Below are 16,860 nucleotides of genomic sequence, written 5' to 3' on the forward strand. Positions count from 1 at the left end.
CCGCTTCCCCAACCCCCGCCGGCAGGGAAAAGGTCCGCCCCGATCCCGCCGTCGGGCATGGTTCCGGACCTGGAACCATGCCCGACGGCGGGATCAGAGCGGACCAGCAGCACCTCAGCCGCGCGTCCACTGCTGGTTGGCTGCGCCGTTGCAGGCGTAGGTGATCAGTGCCGCCCCGTTGGCGGTCGACCCGCCGTTGACGTCCAGGCACTCGCCGGTCGCCCGCGACCGGATCGTCACGAAGCTGCCCGATGCCGCGACCACCGACCACTGCTGGTTCGATCCCGTGCCGCAGCCCTGCTGGGTCACCGTCGTGGCGTTCTCCTGCACGCAGAGCGCGCTGTGCCGGGCCACGAGGTTGTAGTAGCCGCTCCCCGTGCTGCGGAACCAGAAGCGCTGGTTGCCACCGCCGTTGCAGTCGTACTGCTTGATCTGGGCGCCCGCGGCGGAGGACTGGCTGGTCACGTCCGCGCACCTGCCGGAGTGTCGTGCGGTGAGCGACTCGAACGGCCCGCCCTGCCCGGTGATCGTGCCCGCCGCGGCGTCGATCGAGAGCTCCGGGTAGTAGTCGAACGACATCGAGGTCGACGTCGGGAACGTGATCGGCGCCCACACGTAGCGCGAGCCGTTGACGTTCGTGCCGATGGAGTTGCCCCAGCGGTCGCCCATGTACAGGTACGACGTGCCGGACGTGCCCTGCACGGGCAGCACGAAGGTGGTCTGCGAGCCGTACCCGGTGGCGTCGCCGACGTTCCGCATGGCCGACCAGCCCGACGCCAGGTTGCTCGACGTCGCGTACTTCTGCTGGTTCGGGCTCCAGCCCGATGCGCCGGACGTGAGCATGAAGTACGTGCCGCCCCGCTTGAACAGTGCGGGCGCCTCGCGGTGACCGCCCGGCCAGGGGTTGGCGACCAGGGCGGCCACGTCCGTGTAGCTGCTGGTGAGCCGGTAGATGTGCAGGTCGTAGTTCTCCCGGGCGGACGAGTACATGTACCCGGTGCCGTCCGTGTCGACGAACACGCCGATGTCCCGCGACATGTGGCCGAGCGGACGGAAGCTGCGCTGGTACGTGTAGTCACCGTCCACGGTGTCGCTCACGGCCACCGCGGCACGCGCCTCGGAGTAGTCGCTGCCGTTCTCCTTGTGCATCCACATCACGAACTTGCCGGTGGCCTGGTTGTACATGACCTTGGGCCGCTCGATGTTGGCCACGCCGAGCTCCGGGTGGCTGGCCTCGGTGAGCACGTGGTTGCGGAACTCCCAGTGCACGAGGTCGGTGGACCGATAGGCCGACACGTAGCGGAACGTGTTGTCCGCGTTCCGGTTCTCGCCGAACCAGTAGTAGTACTGACCGACCTTGAGCACACCGCCGCCGTGGGCGTGCAGCGGGTTGCCCGACGTGTCGGTGAACTGGGTGGCGTTGACCACCGTCTCGGGCTGGGCCTGAGCGGAGACCGCGCCGACGGCGGTCGCCAGTACGCAGGCCAGGGCAGCGAGGGCAGCAGGAAGACGCCTCACGGGACCACACTCCTTCATCGCAGTGCAGGGTTGGGGGCAGGGCAGTGCAGGGCGGTGCGGTGGTGCAGGTGGTGCAGGTGGTGCGGTGGTGCGGAGCGAGCGGGGATCCCCGTTCCTCGGGGCCCCCGCTCGCCCAGACCGTCGGTGAGCCGACGCCGGGGGGCGTCAGCCGTTCACCGTGAAGCCCTGATCGGTGCCGTAGGAGACGTTCTCCTCCTGCCACGCGGCGAGGCCGTCGAGGAGCGACGACTTGTCGAGCCAGGCCTGGCCCGCCGTGTCGGAGAAGATGCTGTTCGCGTACGACTGCCAGGGCAGGTACTGCCAGCCCTCGTTGACGTCCGCGGCCGCCGCGCCCAGCACCTCGTTGATCTTCTGCCCGCCGAAGTACTCGGACTCGTAGCCCAGGAACTCCTCGGACTCCAGGTGCTCGACGGTCGCCGGGAACCCACCGGTCTCCATGAACGCCTGGATCGACTCGTCGCTCGAGTTGAGCCACTTCAGGAAGCCTGCTGCGAGGAGCTTGTTCTCCGCCGCCTCAGGGATGGACTCCGTGCTGCCACCGTTCTCGGCGTTCGTCGGGGTGCCGTCGTAGGTCGGCATCGGAGCCACGCGCCACGTGCCCATGCCGTCCGGCACGCCGTCCTCGAGGATGCCGGGCATCCATGCGCCGAGCGCGACCGACGCGATGGTGCCGTCGCCGAGCGCCTGGTACCACTCGTCGCTCCATCCCGGCAGCTGGCAGATCAGCTCCTCGTCGATGAGCGGCTGGTACATCTCGGCGAACCGCGAGGTGCCCTCGTCGGCGAGGTCGATGGTGACCGTCTCGCCGTCGTTCTGGAAGGGGGTGCCGCCCGCCTGCCAGATCATGCTGGTCGTGAAGCCCGGGTCACCCGAGTCGTTGGCGAGGCATCTGTCGGGGTCGTCCTCCTTGATCGCACGCGCGACCTGGATGTACTCGTCCCACGTCGTCGGCACCTCGACACCGACCTCGTCGAACACCTCCTGGTTGTAGAACAACGCCATCGGGCCCGAGTCCTGCGGCAGGCCCCAGATGCCGCCGTTCTGTGACACCGAGCCCCAGGTCGACGCCGTGTACAGGCTCTCCAGCTCGTCGAACCCGTACGCGGTGAGGTCGGTCAGCTGACCCTGGAGCTGGAACTGCGGGATGGACTGGTACTCGATCTGCACGACGTCGGGCACACCGTCGCCCGCCGCGATGGCGTTCTGCAGCTTGGTGTTGCCCTCGCCGGCGCCGACGGTGTCCACGAGCGACACGTCGACGTTCGGGTACGCCTTCTCGAACTCCTCGATCTGCTTCTCGGCCTGCGGCGTCCACGTCCAGTAGGTGATGCTGCCGCCCTCCTCGAGCGCGGCCTCGATCTCCTCGGCGCTCGCGCCCTCGGAGCCGCCACCACCGCCGCCCCCGTCGCCGCCCGTGCAGGCGGTGAGAGAGGCGGCCAGCAGCGTGGCCATGGCCCCGAGCGCTACGCGTCGGTTGCGGGTGATGGTCATGGTCGTCCTTCTTCCACGTCGTCGTAGTTCAGGTCTCTCGGTGCTCGTGCTACGTCGGTCATGCCTTGACGCCGCCCGCGCTCAGGCCCGACTGCCAGTACCGCTGGAGCAGCAGGAACGCGATGACGATCGGCACGATCGTCAGGAACGAACCGGTGATCACCAGGTTGAACACCGGCTGCGCTCCGATGCCGGACGCGTCCGCCAACCACTGGTACAGACCCAGGGTGAGCGGGTACAGGTTCGGGTCGTTGAGCATGATCAGCGGCAGGAAGTAGTTGTTCCACGTGGCGACGATCGCGAACAGCGCCACGGTCACGATGCCGGGCGCCAGGAGGCGCAGCGAGATCGTGAAGAAGGTGCGCCACTCCCCCGCGCCGTCGACCCGCGCCGCCTCCAGGATCTCCGTGGGGACGGCCTCCGCGGAGAACACCCACATGAGGTACAGGCCGAACGGCGACACCAGCGACGGCAGGATGATCGCCCAGATCGTGTTGGTGAGGCCCACCTGGCTGAACAGCAGGAACGTGGGCACGGCCAGCGCCGTACCGGGTACGGCGATCGCTCCGAGGATGGTCGCGAACACCGCGTTGCGGCCCCGGAACCGGTACTTGGCCAGCCCGTAGCCGGCGGCGGTCGCGAGGATCGTGGCGCCTCCGGCGCCCACCACCACGTAGAGCATCGTGTTGGCGAACCAGCGCACGAAGATGCCGTCGTCGTGCGTCACCACCTGCTGCAGGTTCTCGAACAGCGCGAACGGACCCGAGAACCACAGGCCGAACGAGCTGAGCAGCTCGCTCTGCGTCTTGGTGATGCTGAAGAGCATCCAGGTCAGGGGCAGGATCGAGTAGACGATCAGGGCGCCCAGGAGGACGGTCAGCGTGATCGACTTGCGTGGCCTGAGGTACGAGTAGCCCGCCATCACGCGTCCCTCCGGGTTCCACGAAGCTGCACCACGTAGGCGAGGACAGCGGTGATCAGACCCATCACGATCGCGACGGTGGCCGCGTAGCTCACCTGGTTGCCCACGAACGTCAGGTTGTAGGCGTAGATGTTGGGTGTGTAGTACGACGAGATCAGGGCCGGCTGGATCTCCTTGAGGATGTTCGGCTCGTTGAAGAGCTGGAAGCTACCCAGGATCGAGAAGATCGTCGCGATCACCAGTGCCCCGCGGACGGCGGGCAGCTTGATGGACCGCACGATCCGGAACTGGTTGGCGCCGTCGATGGCCGCTGCCTCGTAGATCTCGTTCGGCACCGTCTTCAGCGCCGAGTAGAGGATCAGCATGTTGTAGCCCACGAACTCCCAGGTCACGATGTTGCCGATCGCCGTGAGGATCCATTTCTTCGTGTACGGGTCGACGAGCGCGAACCCCACCAGGTCGTTGAGGCTCGCGGTGAGGCCCAGCCGGTCGTCGTACATGAAGCCCCACATGAGGACCGCTACGACGCCGGGCACCGCGTACGGCAGGAACAGCGCCACGCGGAAGAAGCTCTTGCCGTGCAGCCGTCCGCTGTCGATGGCGAGCGCGGCGATCAGCGCCAGGCTCAGCATGATCGGCACCTGCACCAGCAGGAACAGACCGACGCGACCGGCACCGTCCCAGAGCTTGGGGTCGCTGAAGGCGGTCACGTAGTTGGCGAACCCGGCGAAGGTGGTCCCGCCCATGAGCTGGTTGCGGAACAGGCTCAGGTACATCGAGTAGACCAGCGGAGTGATGATCATCAGCGTGAACACCACGAGGAACGGTGTCACGAAGCTCCAGCCCGCCGCGGAGACGCGGAGGCTCGGTGGGCGGCGGCCTGGCACGGGCGGCACCCCTTTCCCCGGACGTCGTCGTCCGGACTCATCAGGACCTCGGTGTCCTGGGAACACGAGCGGACAACGCTTCCCGAAAATGGGAGTGTGAACGTCAACATCCCCGTGCGCGGTGACTCTGCCACCCCTTCAGAAGGCTGTCAACGCTCCTCACCCCGGGCGCGGGGACGGTCAGCTCGGGAGGCTCGATGCCGCCCGGACGCTCAGCCCAGCGGCACGTTCCCGCCCAGCACCGCCCACGTCATCACGCCGACGTCCTGACCCAGCTCGATCGCGCAGTGCCCCGCGTACGCGAGCCAGACCGACCCGCTGCGGAGCCGCACCCAGCCCAGCAACAGACCGACGAGCCCGGTGCTCAGGATCGCCACGGGTTCGACGACGAACCCGTCGGCGTCGAGCACGAGCCCGTGCCACAGGCCGAACCACAGTGACGTCAGCACGAGCCCCCAGCCGACGTCCGCGCCGAGGAACCGCCAGGGTGTTCCACAGGCCCGGTCGAGCACGGCAAGCATCGCTCCGTGCACGAGCAGCTCCTCGACGAGGTTGGGATGCCCGAGGTCGAACAGGAGGCGTTCCGTGTCCATCGGGTCGGGAGGCGCACCGGCGTCTGCCAGGTTCCACAGGAAGAGGAGGGCGAACCCGGCGAACAGCCCCACCACCACCCAGCCCGCCGGCCGCCAGCCAGGCTTCAGCCGCAGGCCGAGACCCGCTTCCTCACGCGCCCACGGCCAGAGAGCCAGGAACAGCGCGACGAGCCAGAGCAGCTCGACCGTCTTGCCCTGCCAGTTGTACTCGAGCTCGGCGCCGAAGACCCTGGGCAGGCCGTGCGCCCACCGGCTGCACGCGATCAGGACGGCCAGGACCGCCACGACCCGCAGTGCGCCCGGTCGGCGCCACAGCGCCACGGCGAGCAGCGGGCCGACGACCACGACCGTGAGCGCGGAGTCGGCCAGGCCGAACCCGAGCGACCGCAGCACGGCCACCGGGCCGGCGAGCACCCCCACCAGCACCGTGGCCGCGGCCAGGACCAGCAGGACCGGTCCGAGCCAGCGCCAGGTGTCGACGGGACCGATCCGGACGGAGGTGTTCCGCGGCAAGCTCCCGATGACCTGGCTCCTTCTCGTCAGCGGCGTGGGGCGGCAGCGCTCCTGCGCACGACCAGCTCGGGTGCGATCAGCTCCGCGGCGGGCTTGCCGCCGTCGACCGCCGCGAGCAGCAGCGCGACGCTCCGCCGGCCCAGGTCGACGAACGGCTGGCGGACCGTCGTCAGCGGCGGGATGAAGTGGCCGGAGCCGTCGACGTCGTCGAAGCCCACCACCGAGACGTCGTCGGGCACGGAGACGCCGCACTCCCAGAACGCCCGCAGCAGGCCGAGGGCGAGCTGGTCGTTGGCAGCGAAGACCGCCGTGGGGCCGGAGCCGGTCTTGATCCGCTGCGCCAGGTCCAGGCCCACCATGTAGCCCCGGTCCGCGCTCCAGCCGGCGACCACCGGTTCGGGCACCGGCAGGCCGTGCTCGACGAGGACGGCGCGCCATGCCTCCTCGCGCTCGACGGCGTCCAGCCAGTCCGGCGGGCCCGCAACGTGCAGGATCCGCTGGTGCCCCAGCTCGATCAGGTGCTCGACGGCCATCCGTGCACCGGCACGCTGGTCCACCGCGAGGGGGATGGTCGGCACGTCGGGGTGCAGCTCCCGGGCCGCGATGATGACCACCGGCACCGGGGCCCGGAACGACTCCACGGCGTCGGCGACGTCGGTGTGCGGCGCGATGACGACGATGCCCTCGACCGCCTGGTCCATGAAGTGCTCCATGGCGTTGTGCATGGTGGCGGCGTCGTACCGGCGGAGCGTCGCGACACTGACGTACCAGCCCTGCTCGCGTGCGGCCTCCTCGACGGCGATCAGCGTGCTCGACGGGCCGAACAGAGGGGACCCGGTGGTCACGACACCGACGGTGTCCGACCGCGCGGTCACCAGGGCACGCGCCGCGCTGTTGCGGCGGTACCCGAGCTCGGCGATCGCCGCCAGCACCTTCTCCCGGGTCGCCGGGCGCACGCTCCGGTGCCCGTTGAGCACACGGGACACGGTCTGGTGGGATACGCCGGCGAGCGCGGCGACGTCGGCCATGGCCGGCGGCCGCACCGTCGCGGGTCGAGAGATGGTCACGGGAGGATCATCCACCCAGCTCGTGCGCCCGGTCACGCGCCGCGGCCGCCGCGGCCAGGAACGAGGCACGCACACCGCCGTCGTCGAGGGCCCGCAGGGCCGCAGCCGTGGTGCCGCCCGGCGAGGTGACCTTCTCGCGCAGGAGCACCGGGTGCTCCCCCGACTCGTCCATGAGGCGCGACGCGCCGAGCAGGGTCTGGACCGCGAGGCGGCGTGCCACGTCACGTGTCAGGCCGAGCAGGACCCCCGCCTCGGCCAGAGCGTCGGCGACGTAGAAGACGTACGCGGGGCCGGAGCCCGAGATCGCCGAGACGGCGTTCAGGTCCTTCTCCGCGGCGCGCACCACGGCGCCCGTGCCCGCGAGCAGGTGCTCGACCGCCTCCAGATGGGCGTCCGTGGCGGCCGCACCCGGCGCGATCGCCGTGATGCCGGCGCCGATCGCGGCGGGCGTGTTGGGCACCGTCCGGACGACGGCCGTACCTGCGGGCAGCCGCTGCTCGTAGAACGAGGTCGGATGGCCGGCCGCTACCGTCACCACCACGGCGCCCGGCTCGATCCCGGGCGCTATCTCGTCGAGCAGGGCACCGACGTCCTTGGGCTTCACCCCCACGAGGACCAGGCCCGCACCGCGGACCGCCGCCACGTTGTCGCTGGTGGTGGCCACCTGGTAGGCCTCGCGGAGGTGCTGGGCCTTGGCCTCGGTCCGCACGGTGGCCACGACGTCGGACGCCCGCCAGCCCGCTGAGAGCGCGCCCGCGAGCACCGCCTCGCCCATGTTCCCGGCCCCGAGCACTGCAAGTCGCTGGTTCACGGTGCCATTCTCTCCCGTGAGCTCACAGGGGGAACGCCGCGTAGAAGTCCTCCATCGTGTCGGCCGGGCCGGTCGCCCGCATCACCGCGGTCCCGTTCTGCCAGACGACGACGGCCTTGCCGCCCTTGGCGGGGACTATCGCGTACTGCCCCACCACCTTCTTGCCGACCTTCACGTCGCCCTCGCGATCCGCCTCGCCGGCGGAGCTGGTCCAGGCCGCGGCCGCGGTGGCTGCCTCGTCGGACGTCGCCCACTGGCCGGCCAGGAGCGTCACCTCACCGGAACCGCCGTCGGAGTACTCGGCGTTCCACGCCTCCAGCGCACCGTCGCCCTGGGGCTCCTTGGCCTCGGCGAGCGAGCCGAGCGCGAACTGCAGCACCGAGGACGGGAGGGCCTTCTGAAAGGCGGTCTCGTCACCGGCACGCTCCATCGCCTTGACCGTGGGCGTCGGCACCGGGGCGGTGACCGTCACCGTGGGGGCGGGCTGCGGGGTCGCCTCGCTGCGCCAGAAGCCCGGCCAGACGAAGCCGGTCACGAGCACCAGGGCGAGCACGATGACGAGCAGGCCGACGAACACCGCGAGCCGTCGCCGGCGGTACACGGCGGGCGATGCCTTGTTCGCTGCTACCGACGCGGTCGCGCCGGTGCGCGGTGAGTTCACGCGCTGGTCGGTCATGTCCTGGCTCCCCCGTGCTCTGTCCACCGGATGCGTCACGGTGGCTCGCTCAAGACCTTATGTCGGAGCACTGACATTCGACGGGAGGCACGCCCGGTGCTGGACAAGCGTCCGACCCGTTCGGGCGGTCGCCTGGGAGACCGCGAGCAGCACCGCGAACGCCGCCGCCGAGATCGCGCACACGGCGAGGAGACCCCCCGCGTAGGCCGTCAGCCCGCCGGCCCACGGCAGCACCGCCCAGGCATGCCCCTCGCTCGCGGCGGCGGCCAGGACGGAGAGCACCGCCGCCGGCACGGCCACCACCCCGAGCGACACCCCGACCGGTCGTGTCCCGACGTCGCCGCGCCCAGCCGGGCCGACGTCGTCCGGGCCTGCCCACCCGGCCGGGGCGAGGGCGCAGACCAGTGCCGTCCACGACACGACGACGAGCACCGCCGCGACGACGTCGGAGGGGCGGTGCCAGCGGTCCGCGACCGTCGCGAGGCCCATGGCGCAGGTCGCGGCGGCGCCCGCGAGCGCCGTCGCCGGCCGCCGGCTCCGCGGGGTGACGAGGAGGAGCGCCGCCCAGGCCGCAGCCACCACCGTGACGTGGCCGCTCGGGAGGGTGTTGATGTCCCGGTTCCACTCGCCGACCAGGCCCGTGCGGTGGAACACCCCGTCCTTGATCACCTGGGTGGTCAGGTTCGATCCCAGGATCACGGCGGCGGCCAGGGCCGCGGCCGCCCGTCTCCGGCGCAGCAGCCCGATCCCGCACACTGCCAGGAACCCAGCGGCGAGCCAGGGCGGCGAGCCGAGGAGCAGCACCGGCTCGACCAGGTGGTTCACGACGTCCTGGAACCGGTCGGCCGTCTCGAAGACACGTTCCTCGACGCGCTGTCCGGGCCATGTCGTGACCATCGCCCACCAGACGAGCCAGGTGCCCAGCGCTGCCGCGAGGGCGACGGTCAGGCCGGCGAGGCGCGCCGTCGAGGTGCGCGGACGGGACCTTCGCGGACGGGGCCCAGGGGTCGAGCGGTCGGGGCCGGGGCGCGATCCGTCGTGGCGCGCCGAGCGCCCTGCGGAAGCCGGCATGGTCGCAAAATACCTGGTCCGGGATGCGCGGGCGGACCGCAGCGGGACCCGGTGCGGGTGATCTTCGGGTCCGTGTCGGTGGCGGCACGTACGGTGGCGCTCGTGACCTCATCGACCTCCAAGCGGGCCCGGCCCGCATACCGCTGTGCCGAGTGCGGCTGGACCACCGTCAAGTGGGTCGGCCGCTGTGGGGAGTGCCAGGCGTGGGGCACGGTGAGCGAGGACGGGCCGACGGCTTCCGGGCCACGTACGGCGACCGTGTCGCCGGCGCGTGAGCCCGCACGGCCCATCGCCGACATCGACGTCGAGTCGGCACGCGCCAACCCGACCGGTGTGGGCGAGTTCGACCGGGTGCTCGGCGGCGGGCTGGTCCCGGGCGCGGTGATCCTGCTCGCCGGTGAGCCGGGCGTGGGCAAGTCGACCCTGCTGCTCGCTGTCGCGAGCAACGTGGCCGACGGCGCCCTGGGGCCCGACGGGTTCGAGTCGCCCCGCACCGTGCTCTACGTGACGGGCGAGGAGTCCGCCGGCCAGGTCCGGCTGCGGGCCGAGCGCATCGGGGCGCTGTCGCCGACCCTGCTGCTCGCCGCGGAGACCGACCTCGGGACGGTGCTCGGCCACCTGGAGGTGACCCAGCCGGACATGCTGATCGTGGACTCGGTGCAGACCGTCGCGTCCGGTCAGGTGGACGGCGCCCCGGGCGGCGTCTCGCAGGTGCGGGAGGTCGCGGCCGCGCTGATCGCCGTCGCCAAGGAGCGGCAGATCCCCACGATCCTCGTGGGTCACGTCACCAAGGACGGCTCCGTCGCCGGCCCGCGCACGCTGGAGCACCTGGTCGACGTGGTGTGCCAGTTCGAGGGTGACCGGCACTCGCGTCTGCGCATGATCCGCGCGGTCAAGAACCGGTACGGCCCCACGGACGAGGTGGGCTGCTTCGACCTGTCCGAGAACGGGATCATCGGGCTGCCGGACCCGTCCGGCCTGTTCCTGTCGCACGCCGGCGCGGGGGTCGCCGGGTCGTGCATCACGGTCACGCTGGAGGGGCGGCGTCCGCTCGCCGTCGAGGTGCAGGGGCTCGTGGCGCCGAGCCCGCTGAACAACCCGCGCCGCGCCACCAGCGGTGTCGACTCCAGCAGGCTCGCCATGATCCTCGCCGTGCTGCAGCGGCACGGCGGCCTGCGCCTCGCCGACCAGGACGTCTACGCCTCGACCGTGGGCGGCGCCCGGATCACCGAGCCGGCCTCGGATCTCGCGGCCGCCCTCGCGCTCGTGTCCGCACGCGGCGGCCGGCCGCTCCCCGGAGCCACCGTGGCCATCGGCGAGGTGGGCCTGGCCGGAGACATCCGTCCTGTGGCGGGCCTGGACCGCCGCCTGGGCGAGGCCGCACGCCTGGGCTTCGAGCACGCCGTGGTGCCGCACGGGACGGGCGTCAAGGCGCCCGAGGGGCTGCGGCTGGTGGAGGCCGCGCACATCCGGGACGCCGTCGAATGGGCCCAGTCCGCGGGCGGCAGACCGCTCCGTGCGGTGGACGACGAATGACCGCTTCGTGAAACGAACTGCTTGTGACCCAGCGCACAGCGTAGGATTTCTTCGTGGCCACGACCTCCTCGCACCCTGACGAGCTGCTCCGGGAGACCCTGGCCGCTGTCGCGCCCGGGACCGAACTCCGCGACGGACTCGAGCGCATCCTCCGCGGCCGTACCGGCGCGCTCATCGTGCTCGGCCTCGACCCGATCGTCGAACAGATCTGCTCGGGTGGGTTCTCGCTCGACGTCGACTTCTCCGCCACGCGCCTGCGCGAGCTGTCCAAGATGGACGGTGCCGTCGTGCTCGACCGGGCTGCCACCCGCATCCGGAAGGCAGCGGTGCAGCTGCTGCCCGACCCGACCATCGAGACCACCGAGTCCGGCACCCGGCACCGCACGGCCGAGCGGGTCGCCAAGCAGACCGGGTTCCCCATCATCTCCGTGAGCCAGTCCATGCGGATCGTCGCTCTCTACGTGGGCGGGCAGCGGCACGTGCTGGAGGACTCGGACACGATCCTCGGTCGCGCCAACCAGGCCCTCGCAACGCTCGAGCGGTACCGCGCCCGCCTCGACGAGGTGTCGGGCACGCTGTCCGCGCTGGAGATCGAGGACCTGGTCACGGTGCGCGACGTGTGCTCGGTGGTGCAGCGCCTCGAGATGGTCGGCCGCATCTCCGACGAGATCGCCGGCTACGTGATCGAGCTCGGGGTCGACGGTCGCCTGCTCGCGCTGCAGCTCGACGAGCTGATCGGCGACGTCGGCTCGGACCGCGAGTTCGTGATCCGCGACTACGTGCTGGGCCGCAAGGACCGCACGCTCGCCGACGTCCAGGCCGAGCTCTCCGCGCTCACGTCGCAGGAGCTGCTCGACATGAGCCAGATCGGCCGGATCCTGGACCTGCCCGGCGGTGGCGATGCGCTCGACGCGGCCGTCGCGCCGCACGGCTACCGGCTCCTGTCCAAGGTGCCGCGCCTGCCGAACACCACCATCGAGCAGCTCGTGGGCCACTTCAGCAGCCTGCAGAAGCTCCTCGCCGCGAGCGTGGACGACCTCATGTCGGTCGACGGTGTCGGTGAGCAGCGCGCCCGGACCATCCGCGAGGGCCTGTCCCGCCTGGCGGAGTCCAGCATCCTCGAGCGGTACGTCTGACTCGGCGGTGCGGCTGACGTAGCGGTACGTCAGCCGCCACCCGCCGGACACTCGGCTCGCCCGGGCGATCCGCCGCCTCCCGCACGGCACCGCACCCGTTCAGGGCTTCGTGCTCCCGTCGTCCGAGGCGTCAGCCGGCTCGTCGGCCGAGGCGTCGTCCGAACCGCCGTCCGAGGCGCTCGGGTCGGCGGACGGGCTCGCGGACGGATCCTTGCCCGGGCCTTCGGACGATTCACCCGACGGGCTGCCCGACGGCGACGGCGAACCGCTCGGCTCCGGCACCGTGTAGGTCAGCCGCACCACGTCGCTGGCCACGCCCTCGACGTCCGCGAGCGTGACCTGTGCCGTGTACTCGCCGGCGGAGAGCCTGGGCTGGTCCGGTTCGCAGCCGGGCACCGACCGCGAGTCCGACCAGGTCGCCTTCGTGACGTCGACGTCACCGGACCCGAGGAGGAGCAGCCGCTCCTCGTCCTCGTCCTCGTCGACGCAGTCCGCCGACGACCACGCCCGTTCCGCCCCCGGCTCGCCCACCTCGCCCTCGTACACGGTCACGGCGAGGCTGCGCCGGGGAGCGTCGACGAGGCACTGCACGTCACCCTCGTTCCGCAGCGAGACAGTGAACCCGACAGGCACGCCGGGTGTCACGGAGACACGGTCCGCAGCAAGAGCGAGGTCGAGGTCCTCGGGCGCGCACGGCGACGCGGCGGCGTTCGGGTCGACGGGAACCGGTGGCTCCACCTTGGCCGACGCGATCGGCGGGTCGGCCCGGGGCCACGTCACAGCCACTCCCACGCCGCTGACGGCCAGGACGGTCAGCACCGCGATCGCGCGCCCGAACCGACGTGGGCGCCTGGCGACGGGCGTCTCCTGCTCGTCCCGCGCGTGGGGCCGCTCGCCTCTCTCCGGCGCACTGACCACCTGCTGAACCCCCTGCTGAACTCCGGACATGGTCTGACGTGCGGTGACACCCCGCACCACCAAAATACGACGCCGTGCAGCACCACGGTGGCAGCCGCGCCGCCGAGTCGGTCACGTGTCCTAGTTCACGGGTCGTGCGTGGTCCGGCAGGTCGCGTGCGCCGCCTCGTCCGCGCCGGCTACGGCAGAGCCGCGTCGGTGCGGCAGGATGGGTCCCCGTGACAGCAGGGGAAGCGATCCGACGCGCCGAGGTACGCACCGGCGTGGTGCGGTGGTTCGACGGCGCCGCGCGCGACCTGCCCTGGCGCGCACCCGACCGGACGCCGTGGGGGGTGCTCGTCAGCGAGGTCATGCTGCAGCAGACCCCCGTCGTACGCGTGGAGCCGGCCTGGCACGCCTGGCTGGAGCAGTGGCCCACGCCTGCCGATCTCGCGCAGGCACCCACGGCGGACGTGCTGCGCGCCTGGGGCCGGCTCGGGTACCCGCGCCGCGCGCTGCGGCTGCAGGAGTGCGCCAGGGCGATCGTCGACCGGCACGACGGCGTCGTGCCGCGCACCGAGGAGGAGCTGCGCGCCCTGCCCGGCGTCGGCGAGTACACGGCCGCCGCGGTGCTGGCGTTCGCCTACGGGAAGCGGTCGGTGGTGGTCGACACCAACGTGCGCCGGGTGCTGGCGCGGGCCGTCGGCGGGACGGCGCTCCCTGCGCCGTCGTACACGGCGGCCGAACGTGCCCTGGCGACCGCTCTCGCCCCGGCCGGCGACAGCGAGGCCGCACGCTGGGCCGCCGCGTCGATGGAGCTGGGCGCGCTGGTCTGCACCGCGAAGGCGCCGAAGTGCGGCGCCTGCCCGGTCGCCGGGCTGTGCGCGTGGCGGCGGGCCGGCTCGCCGCCGGACGCCCACGCCGACCGTCGCCGCACCCAGGCCTGGGCGGGCACCGACCGGCAGGCGCGCGGCCGGGTCATGGCGGAGCTCCGGCAGGCGACCGAGCCCGTGGACCGCGCCCTGTTCGCGAGCCTGTGGCACGACCCACAGCAGCTCGACCGCGCCATCGCCGGCCTGGTCGAGGACGGCCTGGCCGAGCAGGACGAAGCGAACCGCCTCCACCTGCCGAAGTAGTCACCTGGTGACGACCTCGGCCGGGAAGGGTGGCGGGTGGGGGTCAGAGCTCTAGGAGCATGCGGGAGTTGCCGAGGGTGTTGGGCTTCACCCGCGCCAGGTCGAGGAACTCGGCCACGCCCTCGTCGTAGGAGCGCAGCAGCTCCGCGTACACCTCGGGCGTCACGGGCGTGCCATCGATCTCCCGGAACCCGTGCGCGGCGAAGAAGTCGACCTCGAAGGTCAGGCAGAAGACGCGCCGCAGGCCGAGCGCGCGGGCCCGTTCGATCAGCGCCTCCAGCAGGGCGTGCCCCACCCTGCGGCCGCGCCAGTCGTGGTGCACGGCCAGGGTGCGCACCTCGGCGAGGTCGTCCCACATCACGTGGAGCGCCCCGCAGCCGATGGCGGTGTCGTCCGCCGCGCCGGCCGGGTCGGTCGCCACCAGGAACTCCTGGACCGCCTCGAAGTACCCCACCATCTCGTACGGCCGGAGGATGCGCTCCTGGCTGAGCGGCTCGACGAGGTCGCGGATGGTGCGCACGTCGGAGGGGAGGGCGGGGCGGATCACGGGCGCCGGCCGCGCCTCGGGTGTCGTCACGCCGACACACTACGGCCGGGCCCGGAACCACGCCCGGAGCGCACACCGGACGGGCATACCAGGCACGGACTCCAGCCGGGCAGAGCAGACGAATCGAGGGGCGAATCGGAATGTGAGCAAGAGAACCTCCCAACACACCCCGGCCAACAGGGCAAAGGTCTTGCCAAGTGACGGAATGCGTGGTGAGTTTGGCGCATGGCATCCACTCGCCTGACCGCAGACGCGAGGACGCAAGCACTGGCTGCTCTCGAAGCCAGTGTCAGCCCCTCGGCCGAGCTCGACGTACTGGTGATCGGGGGCGGCGTCACCGGCGCCGGCATAGCGCTGGACGCGGTCACGCGCGGGTTGTCCACCGCCGTGGTCGAGGCGCAGGACTGGGCACAAGGGACCTCCAGCCGCAGCAGCAAGCTGGTCCACGGCGGACTCCGCTACCTGCAGATGCTCGACTTCGAGCTGGTCCACGAGGCCCTCACCGAACGGGACCTGCTGCTACGGGACCTCGCACCGCACCTGGTGCGACCGGTCCCGTTCTTGTATCCGCTGGAGCACCGGGTCTGGGAGCGCGCCTACGTGGGCGCGGGCATCGCCATGTACGACGTGCTCGCGACGCTCACGCCGGGCCGCCGCCCCATGCCGTTCCACCGGCACCTGAGCAAGAACCAGATGGAGGCCAAGTTCCCCGACCTGGCGCACGACGCCGCCGTCGGCGCGGTCCAGTACTGGGACGCGTCGGTCGACGACGCCCGCCTGGTCGCGACCCTGATCCGCACCGCGGCGAGCTACGGGGCGCACACCGCGAGCCGCACCCAGGTGGTGGACCTGACGCAGGGCGCGACGGGTGCGGTGAACGGCGCGGTGGTCGTCGACCTGGAGACCGGCAAGGAGATCACCGTCCGGGCCCGCTCGGTCATCAACGCGACCGGCGTGTGGACCGAGGACACCGAGGCACTGGCCGGTTCCGAGGGCGGGCTGCGGGTGCTCGCCAGCAAGGGCGTGCACCTCGTCGTCCCGCGGGAACGCATCCGCGGCCACGCCGGGCTGATCCTCCAGACCGAGAAGTCCGTGCTGTTCGTCATCCCGTGGAGCAGGTACTGGATCATCGGGACGACCGACACCCCGTGGAACCTCGACCCGACCCATCCCGTCGCCACGAGCACCGACATCGACTACGTGCTCGATCACGCCAACGCCGTCCTGGCACATCCCCTGACGAGGGAAGACGTCATCGGCACCTACGCGGGCCTGCGCCCGCTGCTCCAGCCCGGCACCAAGGCGGGCACGAGCAGCGCGAAGGTCAGCCGGGAGCACACCGTGGCCTCGCCGACGCCGGGCCTCACCGTGATCGCGGGCGGCAAGCTGACGACGTACCGGGTCATGGCCAAGGACGCCGTCGACTTCGCGATCGGGCAGCGCTCGGCCGCCCTGCCCTCCATCACGCACCAGATCCCGCTCACGGGCGCGGTCGGGCTACGGGCGGTGCAGCGCCAGGCACGCACGTGGGGCAAGCGGTTCGGCTGGACTCCCCCGATGCTGGACCACCTGCTGCACCGGTACGGTGCCAACCTCGCCGAGATCGTCGAGCTGTGCGACGCCGATCCCACGCTCGCCCAGCCGCTCGAGCACGCCCCCGCCTACCTCCGCGCCGAGGTGCACTACGCCGTCAGCCACGAGGGCGCCCTCCACCTGGAGGACGTGCTGGCCCACCGCACACGACTCGTCTACGAGGTCGCGGACAGAGGCACGGAGACGGCGGAGGAGGTCGCGTCCGTCGTCGGGCCGCTGCTCGGCTGGGACGCTGCCGACACGGAGCGCGAGGTCCGCGCCTGGCAGGCGCGGATCGAGGCCGAACGCCATGCCGAGGAATCACCCGACGACGAGGCCGCCGAGCGGGCGCGCCTGACCACGCCCGACGTCGCGGCCATGCAGCCGCTCCGCAGCTGAGGAACCCGAGATAACGACTACGACGAGACCACCGGCGGGCTGCCCCAGCGGAGCCGCCGGGTACACCC

General features: G+C 71.5%; 15 protein-coding genes. 4 read left to right on the forward strand and 11 right to left on the reverse strand.

The genetic code is table 11. The features are described 5' to 3' along the window. Positions 1 to 114: 114 nt before the first annotated feature. From LUM46_RS00135 to LUM46_RS00175, 9 genes are all read right to left on the reverse strand, one after another. The gene (locus LUM46_RS00135; protein WP_274991517.1) at positions 115 to 1,518 is read right to left on the reverse strand and encodes an RICIN domain-containing protein; all 1,404 of its coding nucleotides are present in this window, start codon (positions 1,516 to 1,518) and stop codon (positions 115 to 117) included. Between the two features lie 165 nt (positions 1,519 to 1,683). Beyond that, on the reverse strand, positions 1,684 to 3,030 hold the full coding sequence (locus LUM46_RS00140; RefSeq protein ID WP_274991518.1) for an ABC transporter substrate-binding protein: 1,347 nt from the start codon (positions 3,028 to 3,030) through the stop codon (positions 1,684 to 1,686). Positions 3,031 to 3,088: 58 nt separating this feature from the next. After that, entirely contained in the window at positions 3,089 to 3,952 is an 864-nt protein-coding gene (locus LUM46_RS00145) for a carbohydrate ABC transporter permease (protein WP_274991520.1), read from the reverse strand. Continuing rightward, positions 3,952 to 4,839 (reverse strand): carbohydrate ABC transporter permease, encoded by an 888-nt coding sequence (locus LUM46_RS00150; RefSeq protein WP_374726946.1) that lies wholly within the window; start codon positions 4,837 to 4,839, stop codon positions 3,952 to 3,954. The genes LUM46_RS00145 and LUM46_RS00150 overlap by 1 nt, the downstream gene beginning before the upstream one ends. Positions 4,840 to 5,051: 212 nt before the next feature. Beyond that, the gene (locus LUM46_RS00155) at positions 5,052 to 5,945 is read right to left on the reverse strand and encodes a CPBP family intramembrane glutamic endopeptidase (RefSeq protein ID WP_274991521.1); all 894 of its coding nucleotides are present in this window, start codon (positions 5,943 to 5,945) and stop codon (positions 5,052 to 5,054) included. A gap of 26 nt (positions 5,946 to 5,971) precedes the next feature. After that, positions 5,972 to 6,973 (reverse strand): LacI family DNA-binding transcriptional regulator, encoded by a 1,002-nt coding sequence (locus LUM46_RS00160; protein WP_274992047.1) that lies wholly within the window; start codon positions 6,971 to 6,973, stop codon positions 5,972 to 5,974. A gap of 46 nt (positions 6,974 to 7,019) precedes the next feature. Beyond that, positions 7,020 to 7,787, reverse strand: a complete 768-nt coding sequence (gene proC / locus LUM46_RS00165) for a pyrroline-5-carboxylate reductase (RefSeq protein WP_374727008.1) — start codon at positions 7,785 to 7,787, stop codon at positions 7,020 to 7,022. Positions 7,788 to 7,845: 58 nt separating this feature from the next. Continuing rightward, complete coding sequence (locus LUM46_RS00170; protein WP_274991523.1) at positions 7,846 to 8,499, reverse strand: hypothetical protein; 654 nt, start codon at positions 8,497 to 8,499, stop codon at positions 7,846 to 7,848. A 57-nt stretch (positions 8,500 to 8,556) separates the two neighbouring features. Next, positions 8,557 to 9,570 carry a phosphatase PAP2 family protein gene (locus LUM46_RS00175; RefSeq protein ID WP_274991524.1) on the reverse strand — a complete coding sequence of 338 codons (1,014 nt, stop codon included), beginning with the start codon at positions 9,568 to 9,570 and terminating at the stop codon, positions 8,557 to 8,559. A 102-nt stretch (positions 9,571 to 9,672) separates the two neighbouring features. On the opposite strand from LUM46_RS00175, the gene radA reads away from it, so the two are divergent. Both radA and disA read left to right on the forward strand, forming a co-directional pair. Further along, the gene (gene radA, locus LUM46_RS00180; protein ID WP_274991525.1) at positions 9,673 to 11,106 is read left to right on the forward strand and encodes a DNA repair protein RadA; all 1,434 of its coding nucleotides are present in this window, start codon (positions 9,673 to 9,675) and stop codon (positions 11,104 to 11,106) included. A 53-nt stretch (positions 11,107 to 11,159) separates the two neighbouring features. Then, a complete protein-coding gene (gene disA / locus LUM46_RS00185) occupies positions 11,160 to 12,242 on the forward strand; it encodes a DNA integrity scanning diadenylate cyclase DisA (protein ID WP_274991526.1) in 1,083 nt (360 codons plus the stop codon). Between the two features lie 99 nt (positions 12,243 to 12,341). On the opposite strand, the gene LUM46_RS00190 is transcribed toward disA, so the two are convergent. After that, positions 12,342 to 13,160: a hypothetical protein gene (locus LUM46_RS00190; protein WP_274991527.1), complete on the reverse strand. Its 819-nt coding sequence runs from the start codon at positions 13,158 to 13,160 to the stop codon at positions 12,342 to 12,344. Positions 13,161 to 13,377: 217 nt separating this feature from the next. Here LUM46_RS00190 and LUM46_RS00195 point away from each other — a divergent pair, with 217 nt between their 5' ends. Continuing rightward, a complete protein-coding gene (locus LUM46_RS00195) occupies positions 13,378 to 14,274 on the forward strand; it encodes an HhH-GPD family protein (protein WP_274991528.1) in 897 nt (298 codons plus the stop codon). A gap of 43 nt (positions 14,275 to 14,317) precedes the next feature. Here LUM46_RS00195 and LUM46_RS00200 read toward each other — a convergent pair whose 3' ends face one another. Next, positions 14,318 to 14,851 (reverse strand): amino-acid N-acetyltransferase, encoded by a 534-nt coding sequence (locus LUM46_RS00200; protein ID WP_274991529.1) that lies wholly within the window; start codon positions 14,849 to 14,851, stop codon positions 14,318 to 14,320. A 195-nt stretch (positions 14,852 to 15,046) separates the two neighbouring features. On the opposite strand from LUM46_RS00200, the gene LUM46_RS00205 reads away from it, so the two are divergent. Beyond that, on the forward strand, positions 15,047 to 16,792 hold the full coding sequence (locus LUM46_RS00205; protein ID WP_274991530.1) for a glycerol-3-phosphate dehydrogenase/oxidase: 1,746 nt from the start codon (positions 15,047 to 15,049) through the stop codon (positions 16,790 to 16,792). The last annotated feature ends 68 nt before the right edge of the window (positions 16,793 to 16,860 follow it).

The organism is Promicromonospora iranensis (assembly GCF_028994805.1).
Taxonomy (GTDB): Bacteria; Actinomycetota; Actinomycetes; order Actinomycetales; family Cellulomonadaceae; genus Promicromonospora; species Promicromonospora iranensis.